The organism is Aurantimonas sp. Leaf443 (genome assembly GCF_001425575.1).
Taxonomy (GTDB): Bacteria; Pseudomonadota; Alphaproteobacteria; order Rhizobiales; family Rhizobiaceae; genus Leaf443.
The window spans coordinates 383112-401994 of record NZ_LMRD01000007.1 but is presented as its reverse complement, the minus strand read 5'-3'; the positions used below and the strand labels follow the sequence as shown (position 1 = coordinate 401994).

Genomic DNA, 18883 nt, shown 5'->3' with positions numbered 1-18883 from the left:
CCGGCCCGCGGGATCGGAGCTGCGATCCCGGTCGAATGCGAAACCGGGAACTAATCCTGTTGTCCCCACCTCGCTCTCCCGCCTAGCCTTTGTCCTGCCGGTGGTTTCCGGCTGTCTGCCCCTCCCAAAAGGCAGATGGGCGGGAACCGCCGGTTCCGCGACGACGATGGAGACAGCCCGATGATCAGGAGTACGACGCTTGCCCTTTTCCTCGCCACGGCCGCGCTGACGGCACCCGCCCTCGCGCAAGGGGCGGACGAGATGGCCTCGGCCGAGGAGAAGGCCAAGGTCGACGAGGCGTTGGCCAAGGTCGGCTGCAAGGCCGAGGAGGTCGAGAAGGAGAGCGCCACGCTCTTCGAGGTGGACGATGCCGCCTGCGACATCGGCCAGTATGACATCAAGCTGAACGGCGGGTACAAGATCACCGTCATGACGCTCGACGAGTAGCGTTGATCGCGCGGGTGGGAGTTCGCGCGGAAGACGGCCGGGATCGGCCCGGGGCAGGGCGGCTTCGACGCCCTGAAAGTTCGAACACCGCATGGGAGGACTGATGAGGACCCTGACGATCGCCACGCTTGCGGCGACGCTGGCGCTTTCCGCGAGCCCCGCCTTCGCCTACCGCGTCTTCGTGACGAACGAGAAGGGCAACGACGTCACCGTGCTCGACAGCGAGCAGGATTTCGCGGTGGTCAAGACCTTCAAGACCGGCCAGCGCCCGCGCGGCGTACAGGTCAGCCCCGACGGCACGCAGCTCTATGTCTGCGCCTCCGACGACGACACGATCGAGATCTACGACACGCGCAGCTTCGAGCGCGTCGGCTCGCTGCCCTCCGGCCCCGATCCGGAACTCATGATCATCTCGCCCGACGGCAAGACGATGTATGTGGCCAACGAGGACGACAATCTCGTCACCGTGATCGATCTCGCCACGAAGACGCGCGTGGTGGAGATCCCGGTGGGCGTCGAGCCCGAGGGCATGGGCATCTCGCCGGACGGGGCGACGATCGTCAACACGTCCGAGACGACGAACATGGCCCATTTCATCGACCGCGACAGCCAGCAGATCGTCGCCAACGTGCTCGTGGATTCGCGCCCGCGCTTCGCCCAGTACAAGGCGGACGGGTCGGAGGTCTGGGTCTCCTCGGAGATCGGTGGCACGGTCTCGGTGATCGACGCCGCCTCCAAGGAGATCAAGCACAAGATCACCTTCGAGATTCCCGGCATCCGCTCCGAGGCGATCCAGCCGGTGGGCGTGCGCATCACCGACGACGGGACCAAGGCCTTCGTGGCGCTCGGCCCCGCCAACCGCGTCGCCATGATCGACGCCAAGACCTACGCGGTGGACGAGTATCTCCTCGTCGGCCAGCGCACCTGGCAGCTCGCCTTCTCGCCCGACCAGAAGACGATCTTCTCCACCAACGGCATCTCCAACGACGTCTCCATCATCGACGTGGAGAGCGGCGAGGTGCAGCGCTCGGTGCAGGTGGGGCAGCAGCCCTGGGGCGTCGCGGTCTCGGCCGCGCCGACGAGCTGAAGCCCGGCCCGATCGCCGCAGCCGCACGCCCGTCCGGGCCGGCCGGTGCCCTCGCGAGAGGCATCCGGCCCTCCCGCGGCCGTGCCGGGCGCCGCATGGCCCACAAGACGACACTCTGGAGGACGACCCGACATGAAACCGCTCTGGCTGACCCTGATGGCCGCCACTCTCGCCTTCTCTCCGGCGAGCCTCGCCTTCGCGCAAGGGACCGCCGCCCCCGCGGCGACGGAGGCCGACGACGATGACGACGACGCGGCGGCCGTCGAGATCGAGAGCGAGGCCTCGCCCATGGCGCCGGCCGAGATGCCGGGCGCCGGCATGCCGGCCAGCGCCTTGAACGGCGACCAGCTCGGCCTGCCCAAGCTCTCGCGCTCCAGCCAGGACATTCCGCCGCTGGTGCTCGGCACCGACGAGAACGACTTCGCGGTGAACCGGCGCCACTTCGTGCTGCGCGCCGGCCAGGCCTATCGCTGGCGCATCTCCTCGCAGGGCGGCGTGGAATACAAGCTCCACGCCCCGCAATTCTATCGCGACGTCTGGTTCAACCAGCTCGTCATCTCCGATCTCGAAGTGCACATGGCCGGCCCGCCGGCCTGGCTGGAATACGATGCCAAGGGCACGATCCAGGTGCAGTTCAACACGATCCGGCCCGGAAACTACAAGTGGTACGTGGAAGGGCTGGAAGGCGGTCAGGCGATGGAGGGGACGATCACGGTCGTTCCCTGACCGGCCTGCCGCATCGTCGAAGGGACGAGCCCGTCCCCGCCTCCGGGCGGGGCGGGTTCGGCGCGTTCGGGCATCGGCCGGCGCGCTGGGACCCTCGACGGCCCCCGCGCTTTGACGCCCGGGGAGAATCTGCGACAGTCGGAGCGTCAAGGCCCCGGCAGAGGGCCGAGAGGAAGCGGATCGCGATGGTGATGGGCAGGGCCGGGCAGCGGCAGGAGACGCGGGAGGGCGAGGCGCCGGCGCTCGCCGTCTCGGCCGTGAGCCACAGCTACGGCGCGCGCAAGGCGCTCGTCGACGTCTCCTTCCAGGTGCCGCAAGGCTGTTTCACCGCGCTGCTCGGGCCGAACGGGGCCGGCAAGTCCACCCTGTTCTCGCTGGTCACGCGCCTCTTCAACACGCGCTCGGGCGAGATCTCGATCCTCGGACATTCGCTCGCCCGCACGCCCGGCGAGGCGCTGCGCCGGCTCGGCGTCGTGTTCCAGGCCCGCACGCTCGATCTCGACCTGTCGATCGAGCAGAATCTTCTCTACCACGCCGCCCTTCACGGCATCCCGGCCCGTGCCGCGCGCCGGCGCATCGCCGAGATCCTCAAGGGCTCGGACCTTGCCGAGCGCCTGGGCGAGAAGGCCCGCAACCTTTCGGGCGGGCAGCTCCGGCGCATCGAGATCGTGCGCGCCTTCATGCACCGGCCGCGCCTCATCCTTCTCGACGAGCCGACCGTCGGCCTCGACATCCGCTCGCGCGGCGAGATCGTCGCCGAGGTGCGCCGTCTTGTGGCCGAGGAGGGCGCGAGCGTGTTGTGGGCGACCCATCTCATCGACGAGATCGACGAGAGCGACCGCGTCGTCGTCCTCCATCACGGCAAGGTGCTCGCCGAGGGCCGCGTGCCCGACATCGTCGCCGCCGAGAGCGCCGGTTCGATCCGCGACGCCTTCTCGCGCCTCACCGGCCTCTCGGCCCGGCGCGCCGATCTGGAGATCGCCTCGTGAGCGCGGTGGATCTCGACCGGATGGCGACTGCCGCCGAGCGCCGCGGCTTCGCGCTCTCGGCCTATCTCGTCTGCCTCAAGGGCATCGTCTGGCGCGAGGCGCTGCGCTTCCTGCACCAGCGCGAGCGCTTCGTCTCGGCGCTGGTGCGTCCGCTTCTCTGGCTCTTCATCTTCGCCGCCGGCTTCCGTCAGGTGCTCGGCGTCTCCATCGTCGCCCCGTACAAGACCTACATCCTCTACGAGGTCTATATCACGCCGGGCCTCATCGGCATGATTCTCCTGTTCAACGGCATGCAGTCCTCGCTCTCGATGGTCTACGACCGCGAGACGGGCTCGATGAAGACGTTGCTCGTCTCGCCGCTGCCGCGCTGGTTCCTGCTCTCCTCCAAGCTCGCGGCGGGCGTCGCCGTCGGGCTCCTGCAGGTCTACGTCTTCTTCGCCATCGCCTGGTTCTGGGACGTGCGCCCGCCGCTGTCGGGTTATCTCACGGTGCTGCCGGCCATCGTCCTCTCCGGCCTGATGCTCGGCTCGCTTGGCATGCTCCTGTCGAGCCTCGTGCAGCAGCTCGAGAATTTCGCGGGCGTCATGAACTTCGTGATCTTCCCGATGTATTTCGCCTCCTCGGCGCTCTACCCGCTCTGGCGCATCCTGGAATCGAGTCCGCTCCTCTACTGGATCTGCCTCTACAACCCCTTCACCCATGCCGTCGAACTGATGCGTTTCGCGCTTTACGGACAGTTGAACGTCGTGGCGCTCGCCGTCGTGGCGGGCTGCACCATCCTGTTCCTGGGCGGAGCGATCCTCGCCTACGATCCGGCCAAGGGCGTGATCTCGCGCAAGCGGGCCGCCGGCTGACGCGCCGGTCGCACGTTCGGCGCGCAGGACCCGCCGTGCCGCCCGCGCCGGGCGCCCGGCCAAAACCTTACAGACGTCCGAGCTGCCGGGAGGGGCGCGGACGCCGAACGGGAGGACTGCCATGACGGCCCCATCGACCGCACGCCTTCGCGCCGCCGCGCTCGCCCTTGCCGGAGCGCTCGCTCTGCCGGGCGCGGCGCTCGCGCAGGACGGCGCGGCGCCCCGTCCGATCCCGGACGGTTTCGTCGTCCCCGGGCCCGCGCCCACCAACGCGCCGCCCGCCGGAACGATGCCCGGCATGGCGCCCGGCGTCGTGCCCGGCGCCCGCCCGGCCGATCCGCGGACCGGCGCGCCGATGCCCTCTCCCGCAGCCCCGGCCGCGCCATCCGCCACCCCCGCAGCGCAGGCCGGCGTCACCTCGCAGGGCGGGCGCATGGCGCCCAGCCAGTCCACCGTCGTCGGCCCCGCCGGCGCCTCGGCGGCCAATCCGATGGCCTTCGCGCGGCCGGGCGCCAAGGGCACGACGAACTGGCCCTGCGTGCAGCGCAAGGTGGAGGACATCTCGATCGGCCAGGTCTGGAACGGGCCGGACCCGGCCTCGGCTTCGAGCGTCGAGCGCACGGCGCCGATGCGCGCGCTGGTGGGCGAACTCGCCGCCCGTCGCCTGCCTCTGCCGGAGGCGCAGGCGCGCGCCGAGGCGTTCCTGAAGACCTTGCCCGAGGCCGAGCGGGCGAAGACCGCCACCGCCGTCTTCGCCGACCTCTTCGCCATCCTCAACACCGAGCGCACGGAGATCATGCAGGGGATCGAGCGCTACGGCGCCAAGCAGAAGGCGATGGCCGAGACGATCCGGGCCGAGAACGCGAAGCTCTCCAAGCTGCGCGCCGCGGCCGACGCCGCGCCCGCCGATATCGATCAGGCGATGCAGACGGTGACCTGGGACACGCGCATCTTCAACGAACGGCGCCAGTCGCTCACCTTCGTCTGCGAGGTGCCGACGATCATCGAGCAGCGCCTCTTCGGCCTTGGCCGCACGCTTTCGGCCGGTCTGTAGAGAGATCGCAAGGCAAACCGCGACACGGTGCCGTGTCGCGGTGGTGTCGTGGCGGGGACGTCCGGCAGGTCCCGGGTCGCGTATCGGACCGTGGAACGACCGTCAGGCCGTCGCGGAGGGCCCTTCGTCCAGAAGCTGACGGTAGCGCCGGCCGCAGGCTTCCGGACTATAGGCCTCGATCGTTCTGCGGGCCGCCTCGATCTTCGTCGCACGCAGCCCCGGGTTCGTGGCGCATTCGAGGAGCGCCGCGGCCGCAAGATCGGTGTCGGGTTGCATCCAGACCTGATCTTGGTGGAATGCGTAGTCGCCGGCCAGGACGGTGACCAGCGAGCCGCCGACCGGCCAGCTGTTCCCCTCGTTCATGAAATCCATGTTGCCCGAATAGCCCGTGGCGATGACGGGGATGCCGAGCGCCATGCCCTCTGCCATCAGCCGTCCGAACCCTTCCGAACGGTGCAGCGACAGGATCGCGTCGCAGGAGGTGAGCAGCGCGTAGTAGTCGTCCTTGTCGAGGACGCCCTCGCGGATCAGGATACGGTCGTCGAGTTCGGCCCTTCGCAGGCATTCGCGCCAAAGCGAATCGTAGGCCGTGTTCATCGCCTTGACGACAAGACGCTTGTCGGGATGTTCCGCGGCGGGGAACGCCTTGCCGAAGGCCTCGATGGCGCCCAGCGGGTTCTTGCGCGCGATGGCCGAGGCGCCGTCGAACGACGTGAAGATGATGAAGCAATCGTCGGGCAGGCCGAACTCTGACCGGCTCGCCTGCCGTACCGTCGGAACGATGACCGGGAGCGGCACCTTGATGACGGGCTTGTCGGTGGCCGAGCGAAATGCCTTGGCGGAATGTTCCGAATGGCACCAGATCTCGTCGACGAGATCCATCGCGATCTTCGCCGGCTCAGGAAACTTCTCGAGCTCCCACTGCCAGAAGCCGATGCGGCGCTTGGCGCCGAAGGCCTTCGGCCCGGACTTGGCCAGCATCAGCGTCGTGTCGAAGGCCGGCATGACGAAGAAGGTCACGTCGTTGTCGAACGTGGCGTCCTCGGCCTCGATGGAGGCCTCGTTCTGCTGCTCGCGCGCCGTGATCTTCCATGGCACCCGAACGATCTCGGGTTCGATGCCGACGCTGCGCAGGGACACGCGCATCAGGCGGATATCCTCGCCAAGACCGAATTCACCGCGGGGGTGCCCGATCAGCGAAATCCGGTGTGCGGCCTCGCCGTCCGCATCAGGTCCTCGTGCGATCGCACCAGAAGAGGCAGGGATGCTCGCTTCATGTCCGGCTGGCCCGGCAGGATCGCGAGGGAACAGATCCGGATAGGAGGCCCGTCCATTCTTCTGCCACCAGTCAACGAGCCCGGCACGCCCGACGTCGCTCGTCAGATCGAAGGCGGCCTGCAGATCCGGGCGCCCTTTCCAGACAAGTTCCATTGTCGGCATAACGCCGTCCGCCGCCGACTCGCCCATGCCACCGCGGCTCAGGCTGTCGCGCAAGGATGCGCCGACTTTCTCGGCAACGGCCGGATATTCCCGATGGCCATTGGCAAACCACCAGGCGAGGAACGCGTATCGACCGGCGACGGTCGAACGATCGAAGGACGCGAGCAGATCGGTCCGCTGTTTCCAGACGATGTCGAGAACGGGAGGGACAAGTCGTTCGCCAACGAATCCCGAGAAAGACGCTGCTGTCAAACCGACATGGGAACCGCAATACTGACGGTATTGATCGGCACCGTCGACGACCCACCAGTAGAGGAGTGCATCGCGACCCTCTTGTGTCGCGACATCGAACCTGTCGGACAGATCCGGGCGGTTTGCCCAGATGTAGAGGAGATGGCTGGGAAGGTCTGACTTCAGCGATCCGTCGAGACAGAATGCCGGAATGATCGCGGACCTGCGGCTGCCGAGATACTCCGCTTCGCCTGCCGTCAGCCACCATCCCCAGAAGGCTCGAATGGCGTCCAGCGTATCGACAGAAAATTTCGACCGAAGATCGACCCTGTGACGAAGCACGATCTGCATCAGCGGCGTCAGGAACGGTTCCTCCTGAGCCACCCGGTCTTCCAACGGCCGGGAATGGAGCATCGAGACCAGAGAGTCGTCGACGAAGTCGGCGATCCCGGGAAAGTCGTGCCGTGCTCCGCGCAGCCACCAGTGAACGAGCGCATCGACCTTATCGTCGTCGTCGAGATCGAAGTCGAGTTGGAAAATCCAGCCGCAGGACACCCATACCGCGATCAGCGCGGTCGGAATGGTGTAGTCGTAAGTGGCATTGTGCAGGTACGGTTTTCTCAGCTGCTCTGCGATATCGTTGGGTCTGGACATTCACTCACTTTCAATGATCTGCGAAGCGAACATGTTCAACGGAAGACGTTCTTCCGATCGCGACTGATGGGGGCTGTCACAGATCCGTGCCACCCGTCGGGGGTAACGCCCTTGAATGCTTGACCAAGCCGCACGTCGGCTTTCTAGCGTAAGGTTCCAAGCGCATGCAATGCGCGGGCGCCAGCATCCGTCGGGGCATGGAGGTCGAATTTCGTTCCGGGCGAGACGGAAGGAGGCGCTGTTGGAAGGCGGTCGTGCCGATTGCTCCATGCCCAGCCAGGCTGCTCTACACCCTGCCAAGCAAAGTCGAAGTCAGGCTTTTGCCGCCCCGAACCGGCCATCGGATGAGCGCGACGATCGGTCCGAGCAAAGAAGGTCTCCCGTATCCGGCGGGAGGCAGGATCCCGCGCGCTCCCTGCGCCCTTCTCGCCAAAGCGTCTGCCATCGGTTCCGGTGAGGTACCCGTGCGCAGTGGCGTCGTTCGGACGCGCGCATCGCTCGAGCGTTTGCCACAGTCATCTCGGACCCCGTCAGATCATCGACGTCCAGCCGCAATCGCGTTCAGCCGCGGACGGCGACCGGATCGCGCCGTCCGGTGAGTGAACACGGCGGCCTACTGCACGACGCTCGTCTGCGGGCGGTCGTCGCCGGACGCGACTTCCTCGTGCCAATGGCTGTCGGCGTCCTCGTAGACGATGCCTTCCGATTCGCCGGCGAGCTGCTGGCGCGCGGCGGCGTCGCGGGCGGCGCGCAGGGCGGCTTCGCGGGTCGGGAAGGTCTCGGAGAACACGTCGGCCACCTTGTAGGCCCAGCCGCCGTCGTGCTGCACGATATTGTAGGTCACGTTCACCATCGGTCCGGCTCCCTTCGCCTTGGCGTCATTTTCCACGAACGTGGCGACCCCGGCAGCGTTCCGTCGCCGGCGTAGCAATTGCGGGACGGCGCGCGTTCGGATGGCGCGATCTCGCGCTGCCTCGGGCGGGCGAAGGTGTCTGGACCGGGGGTCAGTAGCCGGCGGCGCGGTCCACGCGGTTCGACGGCATCTCGCCGCGCTCGATGGCCGCGATCTGGGCCATGACGGTGGGCGCGAGCGCGTCGGGATCGGAGAGGGCGGCGGCGTGCGGCGTGACGAAGACGGCCGGGTGGCGCCAGAGCGGGCTGTCGTCCGGCAGCGGCTCGCGCTGGAAGACGTCGAGCGAGGCTTCCATCAGCGTGCCGGCCTCCAGCGCGCCGAGGATCGCCGCCTCGTCCTGCAATCCGCCGCGGCCGGCATTGATGAGCACCGGCCCGCCGAGGGGCGTGCGGCGCTTCAGGCCGGACAGGAGGGTCTCGTCGATGAGGCCGGCCGTCTCCGGCGTCAGCGGCAGGAGGACGACGAGGATGTCGGTTTCGGCGAGGAAGCGTTTCAGGCCCGCCTCTCCGCCGTGAACGGTCAGGCCCTCGACCGGCCGGCCGCTGCGGCTCCAGCCGGTGACGGCGAAGCCGAGCGCGGCGAGCTTGCGGGCGGCGTCGCGCCCGAGCTCCCCGAGCCCCATCACGCCGACGGTCACGTCGCGGGCGGCGGGCTGGGGCCAGTCCACCCATTCGCGGCGGGCCTGCGCCTGGCGATAGGCGGCGCCTTTGCGGAAATGGTCGAGAACGCGCCAGACGACATATTCGCTCATGCGGTTCGTCAGATCGTCCGCCACGATGCGCAGGATCGGGACGTCCGGCAGCGTGCCGTCCTTCAGGATGTGGTCGACGCCGGCGCCGAGCGAGAAGATGGCGCGAAGGTTCGGCAGCGTGGAGAGGAGACCCGGCGGCTGCTTCCAGACGACGGCGTAGCGGATCGACTCGTCCGCCGCATGGGCGGGCGCCAGCACGATGGACGCCGCGGGGTCGGCGGCCTGCAGCGCGCCGCGCCAGCGGTCAGGGTCGAAGCCGGTGACGCTGAGGAGAATGGTCATGGCCTGTTCCTTCCGTTCTGCCCGGCCAGCGCGGCGGCGCGCTCGCGCCCGCGTCGCGCGAACCAGAAGAGGCCGGCGACGAGGAAGCCGTTGACCGCGCGGCCCGCGTCGATCGCGTCGAGCGCCTCGTCGACGGGCACCGGGAGCGGGCGGATGTCTTCGTGCTCGTCGGCAAGGCCGGCGGCAGCCGCGAGGCGCGAGGCGTCGACCAGCGCGATGACGATATGGGCGTATTCGTCGCAAAGGCCCGGAGAGGGCATCATGTCGAAGGCTGGCGCCAGGGCCTCGGCCTCGAGCCCCGTCTCCTCCCGGAGTTCGCGCCGGGCGCCGTCGAGCACGGACTCGCCCGGGTCGATCAGCCCGGCCGGCAGTTCCAGGGCGCCGGCATGGGGCGTGCGCAGCGCGTTGCCGATGCGGAACTGGCGGATGAGGACGAGGCGGTCGCTCCGCGGATCGTAGGGGATGATCACGGCGACGGTGCCGCAGCGCAGGACCTCGCGCGTCATCGGGCCGAGCGTGCCGGCCCCGTCGAGCCTATCGTGGGTGACGCGCGCCACCTCCAGCGGGCGGAAGCCTTCGGCGAGGCGCGTCACCTCGATCGTGCAGCCGAGCGGCGCGTCGCCGAGCGGCCCGCCTTCGGTGACGCCCTTCACGAGGCGACGATCCCGGTGGGGGCGGCCTCGATGTCGAAGGCGGCCGCCATCAGCGCCTTGGTATAGTCCGTCTTCGGCCGCTCGAAGATCTCGCTGGCGGCCCCGCGCTCGACGACGGAGCCGGCGCGCATCACGATCACCTCGTTGGCGAGGGCCCGCACCACCTTGAGGTCGTGGCTGATGAAGAGATAGGCGAGCGCGTGTTTCGTCTGCAGGGCGCGCAGGAGATCGACGACCTGCGCCTGCACGCTCATGTCGAGCGCGGAGGTCGGCTCGTCCAGCATCAGGAATTTCGGCTCCAGCACCATGGCGCGCGCGATGGCGATGCGCTGGCGCTGGCCGCCGGAGAATTCGTGCGGGTAGCGGAAGCGCGTCTGCGGATCGAGCCCGACCTCGGTCAGCGCCTCGACGACGCGGGCATCGCGCGCGTCCGCGTCGAGGTCGCGGCGGTGGATGGCGAGCCCTTCCGAGATGATGTCGCCGACGGGCATGCGCGGGCTGAGTGAGCCGAACGGATCCTGGAAGACGATCTGCAGGCGGTTGCGCAAGGGGCGCATGGCCGAGACGGAGCGCGTATCGATGCGCTCGCCCTCGAAGGAGATCTCGCCCCTGGAGGAGATCATGCGCGAGAGGGCGAGGCCGAGCGTCGTCTTGCCCGAGCCCGATTCGCCGACGACGCCGACCGTCTGGCCGGCCTTCAGCGCGATGTCGACGCCGTCGACCGCCTTCACGTGGCCGACGATCTTGCGGAAGAAGCCGCGGCGCACCGGGAACCAGACCTTCACGCCCTTCGCCTCCATCACGGTCGGCGCGGCCGGGTCGCTCGCGGGCGGGCGGCCCTTGGGCTCGGCGGCGAGGAGATGGCGCGTGTAGTCGTGGCGCGGTTCGGCGAAGATCGCGGCGGTCGGACCTTCCTCGACGATGCGCCCCTTCAGCATCACGCAGACCCGGTCGGCGATGCGGCGCACGATGCCGAGATCGTGGGTGATGAAGAGCATGGCCATGCCGCGCTCGGCCTGGAGCGTCTTCAGGATGGCCAGGATCTGCGCCTGCACGGTCACGTCCAGCGCGGTCGTCGGCTCGTCGGCGATGAGGAGGTCCGGCTCGTTGGCGAGCGCCATGGCGATCATCACGCGCTGGCGCTGGCCGCCGGAGAGCTGGTGCGGATAGGCCCCGAGCCGGCTCTCGGGATCGCGGATGCCGACTTCGGTGAGAAGCTCGATCGTACGCTCCCGCGCCTTGGCCTGCGAGAAGCCGCGATGCAGCCGCAACACCTCGCCGACCTGCCGCTCGATCGTGTGGAGCGGGTTCAGCGAGGACATCGGCTCCTGGAAGATCATCGAGATGCGATTGCCGCGCACGCGGCGCAGATCGCTCTCGTCCTCGTCGAGGAGATTCTCGCCGTTGTAGCGGATGGCGCCGCTCGGGTGGCTGGCGGACGGATAGGGCAGGAGCTTCAGGATCGAGAGCGCCGAGACCGACTTGCCCGAACCCGACTCGCCGACCAGCGCCAGCGTCTCGCCCTTGCCGATCGTGAAGGAGACCCCGTCGACGGCCACGCTCGTGCGCCCGCCCTGGTGGAAGGCGACCGAGAGGTTCTCGACGGAGAGGAGGGGGGCGGATGGCGTGGGCGCCAAGGCGATATCCATTCTTGTCAGCTCGAGGCGTTCGCGAGGATGCCGATCGCCGCGGTTTCGATCCGCCGCAGCCCGTCCGGCAGACGCAGCCGCTTGTCGGATGATACGATGACCGTGCAGCCGGCGCGAAGGGCCGTGGCCACATGGATGCTGTCCGGCAGCTTCCCACCGTCGCGAGCACGGGTCTGCGCACAAAGACGCAGGATGTCGCGATCGACGGGGCAGGGCGTGACGAGGCCGCTCTCCACGATCAGCCGCTCGTAGAGGCGGCACAGGCCGTCGTTCGCCTCCTGGATCGGCTTGACCAGCACCTCGGCGAGACTGAGTTCGCTCGTGACGATTTCGCGGCCCGCCTTCCTCAAGGCGCCGATCGTCATCATGAGCGCGGCGTCCGCGCCTTCGACGGCTTCGATGAGGGCGTTGGCGTCGAGATAGACCGGCGCGTCCGTCACTTCCATTCGTCCCGCAGGATGCGGATGCGGGCGACGGCTTCCGCGGCGTCCACGGGGTGAGGATTGGCCTTCCGGAAGGCTCCGATCTCCGCGATCAGTGCGTCCCAGTCCTCCGCCTGATCGTTCTCGATCGTCACGCGGACGCGCTCGTCGCGCGCGAACTCGCCTCGCATCCGGTCCGGCAGGTCGCCGGCGGGCATCGCGAGTACCACTCGTTTCCTTGCATCGCTCATCCACCGTACTCCCTCACGCGAAGCTCTTTCGCGGGTCGAAGGCGTCGCGCACCGCCTCGCCCACGAAGACGAGGAGCGACAGCATCAGGGATATCACGAAGAAGCCGGAGAAGCCGAGCCAGGGGGCCTGAAGGTTGTTCTTGCCCTGCGCCAGCAGTTCGCCGAGCGAGGGCGAGCCGGGGGGCAGGCCGAAGCCGAGGAAATCGAGCGAGGTCAGCGTCGTGATCGAGCCGTTCAGGATGAAGGGCAGGAAGGTGAGCGTCGCCACCATCGCGTTGGGCAGGAGGTGGCGCCACATGATGGTCAGGTCGCGCACGCCGAGCGCGCGGGCCGCGTTCACGTATTCGAAGTTGCGCGCGCGCAGGAACTCGGCGCGCACCACGCCCACGAAGGAGACCCAGGAGAAGAGCAGCATGATGCCGAGCAGAACGAAGAAGCCCGGCGGCAGGATCGCGGCGATGATGAGAAGGAGGTAGAGGACGGGGATCGAGGACCAGATCTCGATGAAGCGCTGGAAGAGTAGGTCCGTCCAGCCGCCGAAATAGCCCTGCACGGCGCCTGCCGCCACGCCGAGCACGGCGGAGCCCGCGGTGAGCAGGAGGCCGAAGAGGACCGAGATGCGGAAGCCGTAGATGAGGCGGGCGAGCACGTCGCGCGCCTGATCGTCGGTGCCGAGCCAGTTCCAGTTGCCGATTGAGCAGTTGGGATCCTCGACGCCCATCGCATAGCGCTGGCAGCGCTCCTCCTTGGTGAAGGTCCAGGAGGGAGGCGCGGGGGCGGGCGTCGGAATCTCGTTGTTGACGCTCTGGTAGGAATAGCGGATCGGCGGCCAGATCGCCCAGCCGTTCGCCGCGATCTCGTCCTGCACGAAGGGGTCGCGATAGTTCGTCACCGGCAGGAAGCCGCCGAAGACCTCTTCCGGGTAGTCCACGAGGACCGGCGCGTAATAGTCGCCCTTGTAGGAGACGAGGATCGGCTTGTCGTTCGCCACGAACTCGGCGAGTCCGGTGACGACGAAGAGGGCGAGGAAGATCCACAGCGACCAGAAGCCCCGCCCGTTCGCCTTGAAGCTTTCCCAGCGCCGGCGGTTGAGCGGCGACAGGAACGGGCGGCGCGTGCGCACGAGGCTCGCGGCCGGCGTCTCCTGCGCGATTCCGGCGGCCTGCAGGCGCGAGAGGTCGGCCTGCGCCTGCGCCGGCGTGCCGTCTCGCGCGTCGGCGCGCGCCGTCCCGTCCAGCCTGTCCTTGCGGGCCTCGTCCATGGTCAGACCTCCCGGCTCTCGAAATCGATGCGCGGATCGATCCAGGTATAGGTGAGGTCGGAGACGAGCGTCGCCACGAGGCCGATCAGCGAGAAGATGTAGAGCGTGCCGAAGACCACCGGATAGTCGCGCTGGTAGATGCTCTCGAAGCCGAGAAGCCCCAGCCCGTCGAGCGAGAAGATCGTCTCGATGAGGAGCGAGCCGGAGAAGAAGGCCGAGACGAAGGCGGCGGGAAAGCCGGCGATGACGATGAGCATGGCGTTGCGGAAGACATGGCCGTAGAGCACGCGCCGCTCCGACAGGCCCTTGGCCCGCGCGGTGGTCACGTATTGCTTGCGGATCTCGTCGAGGAAGGAATTCTTGGTGAGGAGCGTCGTCGTGGCGAAGGCCGAGAGCGACAGGGCGATCAGCGGCAGGGCGAGGTGCCAGAAATAGTCGGGAATCGTGCGCGTCACGCAGGCGCCCGCGTCGAACGCCTCCGACCAGGGCGCGCACCAGGCGCCGCTCACGCCGTCCGACAGGAGGCCGCGCAGCGGGAACCAGTCGTAGAAGGAGCCGCCGGCAAACAGCACGATGAGGAGGACGGCGAAGAGGAATCCGGGGATCGCATAGGCCACGATCACGATGCCCGAGGTCCAGATGTCGAAGGCCGAGCCGTCCTTCAGCGCCTTGCGGATGCCGAGCGGCACGGAGATGAGATAGGAGAGGAGCGTGATCCAGAGGCCGAGCGAGATCGAGACCGGCAGTTTCTCGGCGATGAGCTCCATCACCGAGACGGAGCGGAAGTAGCTCTCGCCGAAATCGAAGCGCAGGTAGTTCCACAGCATCGTGGCGAAGCGTTCCAGCGGCGGCTTGTCGAAGCCGAACTGCTGCTCGAGCTTGGCGATGAAGGCGGGGTCGAGCCCCTGCGCGCCGCGATAGCCCGAGCTCTCGCCGCCGCCGCCGCCGCCGCCCGTGCCGAAGTCGCCGCCGCCGCCGGAAATGCGGTCGGTCGCCCCGCCGGCATCCCCTTGCAGGCTCGCGATCACCTGCTCCACCGGCCCGCCGGGCGCGAACTGGATGACGGCGAAGGAGATCGCCATGATGCCGACGAGGGTCGGGATCATCAGCAGAAGGCGGCGGAGGATATAGGCGCCCATGGCGGGGGTGTGGTCTCCGAAAGCTGCTCGGCGCCGGAGCGCCGCGTGATTCGCCCGTCGGGCCGCCGCCTAGTTAGCTCGCATGCCGGCCTGTCGCAAAGCTCGCGGGAGGCCGCGCCCCTCCGCCCGGGTCAGCCGGCGGTCTGCGCCTTGGCCGGATCGAACCACCACAGGCTCTCCACCGGCCAGCCGAAGTCGGGCTTGGGCTCCTTGAAGCCGAAGCGGTCCCAGTAGGCGGCGCGGTGGACGCCCGAATGGATGTTGGGGATCCAGTCGAGCCGCGCCCTGAGCACGCGGTCGAGCGCCTTCATGGCAATGGTCAGCCCGGCGCGGTCGGGCGCGCGGTTCACCGTCTCGATCAGGCGGTCGACGGCCGGGTCTGCCATGCCGACGAGATTGTTGGAGCCCTGGCGGTCGCGCGTGGAACTGCCGAAGAGGCCGACGAGACTGTCCTGCGAGGGCGTCGCGCCGAGGCCGATCGCCTGTCCGATGAGGTCGAAGTCGAAGCGGTCCTGCCGGTCCTGGTACTGCGCGGCGTCCACGAGGCGGAAGCGCGCGTCGACGCCCAGAAGCCGCAGCGTCTGCACAAAGCTGCCGTAGACGCGCTCGAAGCCGGGATCGTCGATCAGATATTCGAGCGTGAAGACCTCGCCCGCCTGGTTGACGAGCTGGTTGCCGCGCCGCTCCCAGCCGGCGGCGGCCAGAAGCTTCGAGGCCTCCTGCAGGCGCCTGCGGTCGCGGCCCGAGCCGTCGCTGACCCCTTGCGTCCAGGCCGGCCCGAAGGCGGCGTCCGGGATCTGGCCGCGCAGGGGTTCCAGGATCGCGAGCTCGGCCGGCGAGGGCGCCCCTTCCGCCTTGAACTCGGAGGTTTCGAAGGGCGAATCGGAATGCTTGTAGAGGCCGAAGAACAGGTTGGCGTTCGTCCACTGGAAGTCGAAGCACAGATTCACCGCCTGACGCACGCGGATGTCGGCAAAGCGCGGCCGGCGCTGGTTGAGCGCCCAGCACTGGAAGGTGGGGCGCAGGTCGCCGGCGAATTCGCGCTTGACGACCTTGCCGGCCGCGACCGCCGGAAAACCGTATTCGGTCGCCCAGGTCTTGGCGGTGAATTCCTGGCGGAAGAGCGTGTCGCCCTTCTTGAAGGCCTCGAAGCCGGCCTGCCGGTCGCGGTAGAAGTCGATGCGCAGCGTCTTGAAATGGTCGAGGCCGCGGGCAAAGCCCAGGTCCCGCGCCCAGTAGTCGTCGCGCTTCTCGTATTCGATGAAGCGGCCGGGGGCCTGGCGGCCGATGCGGTAGGGACCGCTGCCGGGGATCTCCGTCATCCCCGTGTCCTCGAAGGCCCGGCCCTCGAAGAAGGCCTTCGGCAGGATGGGCATCCCCATGGCGCCCAGCGCGTCCTGGTGCGTCTGGCGGCCGGAAAAGACGAGGCGCACGCGCCCGTCCGGCTCGGCCGTCGCCCGCGTCAGCTCCTGCAGCGCGATCTGGAGGACCGGGTGCCCCTTCTCCTTGAAGGTCGCGTAGGTGAAGGCGACGTCCTCGGCCGTCACCGGCGCCCCGGTCGAGAAGCGGGCCTGCGGCCGCAGGGCGAAGAGGTAGCTGTTGCGGTCGGCGGCGATGGAGACGCTCTGCGCGAGCGCGCAATAGACCGCGTCCGGCTCGTCGAGGGCCGAGACGACGAGGCTGTCGTAGAGCATTTCGAGGCGCGGGGGCGCGTTGCCCTTGAGAACGAACGTGTTCAGCGTGTCGAAGGTCAGCGGCGACTGGTTGAACGCCCAGTTCGGCACCGAGAAGGCGAAGCGCCCGCCGGCGGGGGCGTCGGGGCTCGCATAGTCGAAGGCGGGAAAGTCCGGCCCGTATTTCAGCTCGCCATAGACCGAGAGCCCGTGCAGGGGCGTGTCGGCGGGCATGGTCGCGAAGGCCGCGCGGGGCAGGGCGGCCGCCCCCAGGGCGCCGAGGGCGGCCTTGCCGAAGCCTCGGCGCGTGAGCGAGAAGAAGGGCCGGTTCATCGCGCGGCCTCGGGCGCGGCCGTACCGGCCTGCGCGGGCGCCGAGCCGGGGCCGGCGACCCACCAGGCGAAGGGATCGAGCGGGCCGTTCTTCTCCTCCCGAAGAGGAATGGCGAGCTTGTCCCACACCGCCAGCCAGTATTGCGTGCGCGTCCATTGCGGGACGACATAGGCGTTCCACAGCATCACCCGGTCCAGCGCCCGCGTGGCGGCCACGAGGCCGTCGCGATCCTTGGCGTAGACGATCGCCTCGATCAGCCTGTCCACCGCCTCGTCCTTGATGCCCGCATAGTTGTGGCTGCCGGGCGTGTCGGCGGCGGCCGAACTCCAGAAGTCGCGCTGCTCGTTTCCGGGCGAATGCGACAGGGAATCGTATCTCTTGCCGACGACCTCGAAATCGAAATTGCGCATGCGTTCGGTGAACTGGTTCGTGTCGACGAGCCGCACCGAGGCGCGGATGCCGAGGCGCTGGAGCTGGCGGGCATAGGGCTCGAGCACGCGGTTGTCGGACGGGTCGCTCCCGAGCATCTCGATGGTGAAGGGCTCCCCGGTCCGCGCGTCGACGAGCGCCGTGCCGCGCAGCTCGAAACCCGCTTCGTTGAGGAGGGCGAGCGCGGCGCGCAGGTTGTCGCGCGTCGCCCCGGCATCGGCATAGGTCGGCAGCTTGAAGGCGGTGGTGAACACCGCGTCCGGGATCTTGCCGCGCAGGGGTTCGAGGAGGGCGAGCTCGGCGGGCGAGGGCAGGCCGGTGGCGGCCAGCTCGCTATTGTACCAGTGGCTGGAGATGCGCTCGTTCAGCCCGAAGAACAGCGTGCGGTTCATCTCCTCGAAATTGAAGGCGAGCGTCAGGGCCTCGCGCACGCGCCGGTCGGCGAATTTCGGCAGGCGGTTGTTGAGGACATAGGCCTGCATGGGCTGCACGTTCGTGTTCGGCAGCGTCAGCCGCCGCACCGCGCCGTCGCGCGCGGCGGGAAAGTCGTAGCCCTGCGACCAGCGCTGGGAATTGTTCTCGAGGCGGAAGTCGTCGAGACCGCCTTTCTTGAAGGCCTCCCAGGTGGCGTTCTGGTCGCGCAGATAGGTGTAGTGCAGCTGGTCGTAATTGTAGCGCCCGACGCGGGTCGGCTTGCCGGCGGCCCAGGCGTTCGCGACGCGCTCCCAGGTGATGGACTGGCCGGTGCGCCACTCCTTGATGCGATAGGGGCCGGAGCCGAGCGGCGGCTCGAGCAGCGGCTGGGTGATGTCGCGCTGGCGCCCCTGCGCGTCCTGGCCGGTCCACCAGTGCCGGGGCAGGACGACGAGATCGCCGACGATGTTGGGAAGCTCGCGGTTGCCGGCCTGGTCGAAGCGGAACGTCACCTCGCCGGGCGCGCTCGTCGTCGCGGACACGATGTTCTTGTAGTAGTCCGCCCATCGCGGATGCAGGCCCTTCAGCGTCTCGAAGCTCCAAACCACGTCCCCGGCGGTGATCGGCGTGCCGTCGTGCCAGCGGGCGGCGGGATCGAGGCGCACGGTCGCGGAGGAATAGTCGGCGGGGTGGGCGAGCGCGGAGGCGATCATCGCGTGGCTCGTGCCCGGCTCGTCCACCGACTGCTCCATCAGCGTGTCGTAGAGGACGCCGCCGCCGAAGCCGCCGGTGCCCGAACTCGTGCCGGCCGCCGGAAGGCCGCGCAGGATGAAAGGGTTGAAGCTGTCGAAACTGCCGAGCGCCACGCGGTTCAGGGTGCCGCCCTTGGGCGCCTGCGGGTTCACGTGATCGTAATGGCGGAAGTCGGCGCCGTATTTCGACGGCGCGATGAGCGAGGTGGAGGTCTGGAACGGGCCGTTCGCGGGCCTGGTCTCGGCCGGCGACGGGGCGCTCGCCTGCGCCGCCGCCGCCGGGGACCCGCTCTCCTGCGCGCGTCCCGGCGGCGGGGCGGCCGCGACCAGAAGGGCGAGAAGGGCGGCGCGGCGGCGAAGGGTCAAGCGGAACGTCTCCGGTTCGGGCAGGGCGCGATCGTCAGCGACGGTTATGGCGCCCTTGCGGCGGCCCGTCACCTGACGAAAGCGTAATGGCGCGGCGAAGCCTCGCTCGAGCG

Annotated in this window: 17 protein-coding genes; 6 read left to right on the top strand and 11 right to left on the bottom strand. The window is 68.7% G+C overall.

Features of this window, described 5'->3' with window-relative positions; genetic code table 11:
* Positions 1-180: 180 nt before the first annotated feature.
* The 6 genes from ASG48_RS10065 to ASG48_RS10040 all read left to right on the top strand — a co-directional run bounded on the left by ASG48_RS10065 (position 181) and on the right by ASG48_RS10040 (position 5157).
* The gene (locus tag ASG48_RS10065; RefSeq protein WP_055848895.1) at positions 181-447 is read left to right on the top strand and encodes a hypothetical protein; all 267 of its coding nucleotides are present in this window, start codon (positions 181-183) and stop codon (positions 445-447) included.
* A gap of 103 nt (positions 448-550) precedes the next feature.
* Positions 551-1534 carry a PQQ-dependent catabolism-associated beta-propeller protein gene (locus ASG48_RS10060; RefSeq protein WP_156381547.1) on the top strand — a complete coding sequence of 328 codons (984 nt, stop codon included), beginning with the start codon at positions 551-553 and terminating at the stop codon, positions 1532-1534.
* Between the two features lie 132 nt (positions 1535-1666).
* Positions 1667-2260, top strand: coding sequence for a hypothetical protein (locus tag ASG48_RS10055; protein WP_055848892.1), 594 nt, complete (start codon positions 1667-1669; stop codon positions 2258-2260).
* 185 nt (positions 2261-2445) lie between these two features.
* Positions 2446-3249, top strand: coding sequence for an ABC transporter ATP-binding protein (locus ASG48_RS10050; protein ID WP_244486863.1), 804 nt, complete (start codon positions 2446-2448; stop codon positions 3247-3249).
* A 20-nt stretch (positions 3250-3269) separates the two neighbouring features.
* Entirely contained in the window at positions 3270-4103 is an 834-nt protein-coding gene (locus ASG48_RS10045) for an ABC transporter permease (protein ID WP_055848889.1), read from the top strand.
* 121 nt (positions 4104-4224) lie between these two features.
* Complete coding sequence (locus tag ASG48_RS10040) at positions 4225-5157, top strand: hypothetical protein (RefSeq protein ID WP_082529386.1); 933 nt, start codon at positions 4225-4227, stop codon at positions 5155-5157.
* A gap of 102 nt (positions 5158-5259) precedes the next feature.
* On the opposite strand, the gene ASG48_RS17910 is transcribed toward ASG48_RS10040, so the two are convergent.
* From ASG48_RS17910 to ASG48_RS09985, 11 genes are all read right to left on the bottom strand, one after another.
* Positions 5260-7482, bottom strand: coding sequence for a glycosyltransferase (locus ASG48_RS17910; protein WP_082529385.1), 2223 nt, complete (start codon positions 7480-7482; stop codon positions 5260-5262).
* A 613-nt stretch (positions 7483-8095) separates the two neighbouring features.
* Positions 8096-8335, bottom strand: coding sequence for a DUF2188 domain-containing protein (locus tag ASG48_RS10030; protein WP_055848883.1), 240 nt, complete (start codon positions 8333-8335; stop codon positions 8096-8098).
* 151 nt (positions 8336-8486) lie between these two features.
* Positions 8487-9428 carry a glyoxylate/hydroxypyruvate reductase A gene (locus ASG48_RS10025; protein WP_055848880.1) on the bottom strand — a complete coding sequence of 314 codons (942 nt, stop codon included), beginning with the start codon at positions 9426-9428 and terminating at the stop codon, positions 8487-8489.
* Positions 9425-10081 (bottom strand): NUDIX hydrolase, encoded by a 657-nt coding sequence (locus ASG48_RS10020; protein ID WP_055848877.1) that lies wholly within the window; start codon positions 10079-10081, stop codon positions 9425-9427. The genes ASG48_RS10025 and ASG48_RS10020 overlap by 4 nt, the downstream gene beginning before the upstream one ends.
* Positions 10078-11718, bottom strand: a complete 1641-nt coding sequence (locus ASG48_RS10015) for an ABC transporter ATP-binding protein (protein WP_244486862.1) — start codon at positions 11716-11718, stop codon at positions 10078-10080. The genes ASG48_RS10020 and ASG48_RS10015 overlap by 4 nt, the downstream gene beginning before the upstream one ends.
* A gap of 17 nt (positions 11719-11735) precedes the next feature.
* Positions 11736-12176: a type II toxin-antitoxin system VapC family toxin gene (locus ASG48_RS10010; RefSeq protein WP_082529384.1), complete on the bottom strand. Its 441-nt coding sequence runs from the start codon at positions 12174-12176 to the stop codon at positions 11736-11738.
* Entirely contained in the window at positions 12167-12382 is a 216-nt protein-coding gene (locus ASG48_RS10005) for a hypothetical protein (RefSeq protein WP_156381546.1), read from the bottom strand. The genes ASG48_RS10010 and ASG48_RS10005 overlap by 10 nt, the downstream gene beginning before the upstream one ends.
* Before the next feature lie 34 nt (positions 12383-12416).
* Positions 12417-13664 carry an ABC transporter permease gene (locus ASG48_RS10000; RefSeq protein ID WP_082529383.1) on the bottom strand — a complete coding sequence of 416 codons (1248 nt, stop codon included), beginning with the start codon at positions 13662-13664 and terminating at the stop codon, positions 12417-12419.
* Positions 13665-13666: 2 nt separating this feature from the next.
* Positions 13667-14803 carry a microcin C ABC transporter permease YejB gene (locus ASG48_RS09995; protein ID WP_055848866.1) on the bottom strand — a complete coding sequence of 379 codons (1137 nt, stop codon included), beginning with the start codon at positions 14801-14803 and terminating at the stop codon, positions 13667-13669.
* A gap of 131 nt (positions 14804-14934) precedes the next feature.
* Positions 14935-16809 (bottom strand): extracellular solute-binding protein, encoded by a 1875-nt coding sequence (locus ASG48_RS09990; protein WP_055849714.1) that lies wholly within the window; start codon positions 16807-16809, stop codon positions 14935-14937.
* Positions 16806-18770: an extracellular solute-binding protein gene (locus ASG48_RS09985; RefSeq protein WP_244486861.1), complete on the bottom strand. Its 1965-nt coding sequence runs from the start codon at positions 18768-18770 to the stop codon at positions 16806-16808. Before ASG48_RS09985 ends, ASG48_RS09990 begins: the two co-directional genes overlap by 4 nt.
* Between the last annotated feature and the right edge of the window lie 113 nt (positions 18771-18883).

Bases quoted from the DNA above. Each gene is read 5' to 3' on its own strand.
- ASG48_RS10065 (WP_055848895.1), top strand. From the start codon at position 181: ATGATCAGGAGTACGACGCTTGCCCTTTTCCTCGCCACGGCCGCGCTG.
- ASG48_RS10060 (WP_156381547.1), top strand. From the start codon at position 551: ATGAGGACCCTGACGATCGCCACGCTTGCGGCGACGCTGGCGCTTTCC.
- ASG48_RS10055 (WP_055848892.1), top strand. From the start codon at position 1,667: ATGAAACCGCTCTGGCTGACCCTGATGGCCGCCACTCTCGCCTTCTCT.
- ASG48_RS10050 (WP_244486863.1), top strand. From the start codon at position 2,446: ATGGTGATGGGCAGGGCCGGGCAGCGGCAGGAGACGCGGGAGGGCGAG.
- ASG48_RS10045 (WP_055848889.1), top strand. From the start codon at position 3,270: ATGGCGACTGCCGCCGAGCGCCGCGGCTTCGCGCTCTCGGCCTATCTC.
- ASG48_RS10040 (WP_082529386.1), top strand. From the start codon at position 4,225: ATGACGGCCCCATCGACCGCACGCCTTCGCGCCGCCGCGCTCGCCCTT.
- ASG48_RS17910 (WP_082529385.1), bottom strand. From the start codon at position 7,482: ATGTCCAGACCCAACGATATCGCAGAGCAGCTGAGAAAACCGTACCTG.
- ASG48_RS10030 (WP_055848883.1), bottom strand. From the start codon at position 8,335: ATGGTGAACGTGACCTACAATATCGTGCAGCACGACGGCGGCTGGGCC.
- ASG48_RS10025 (WP_055848880.1), bottom strand. From the start codon at position 9,428: ATGACCATTCTCCTCAGCGTCACCGGCTTCGACCCTGACCGCTGGCGC.
- ASG48_RS10010 (WP_082529384.1), bottom strand. From the start codon at position 12,176: ATGGAAGTGACGGACGCGCCGGTCTATCTCGACGCCAACGCCCTCATC.
- ASG48_RS10000 (WP_082529383.1), bottom strand. From the start codon at position 13,664: ATGGACGAGGCCCGCAAGGACAGGCTGGACGGGACGGCGCGCGCCGAC.
- ASG48_RS09995 (WP_055848866.1), bottom strand. From the start codon at position 14,803: ATGGGCGCCTATATCCTCCGCCGCCTTCTGCTGATGATCCCGACCCTC.
- ASG48_RS09990 (WP_055849714.1), bottom strand. From the start codon at position 16,809: ATGAACCGGCCCTTCTTCTCGCTCACGCGCCGAGGCTTCGGCAAGGCC.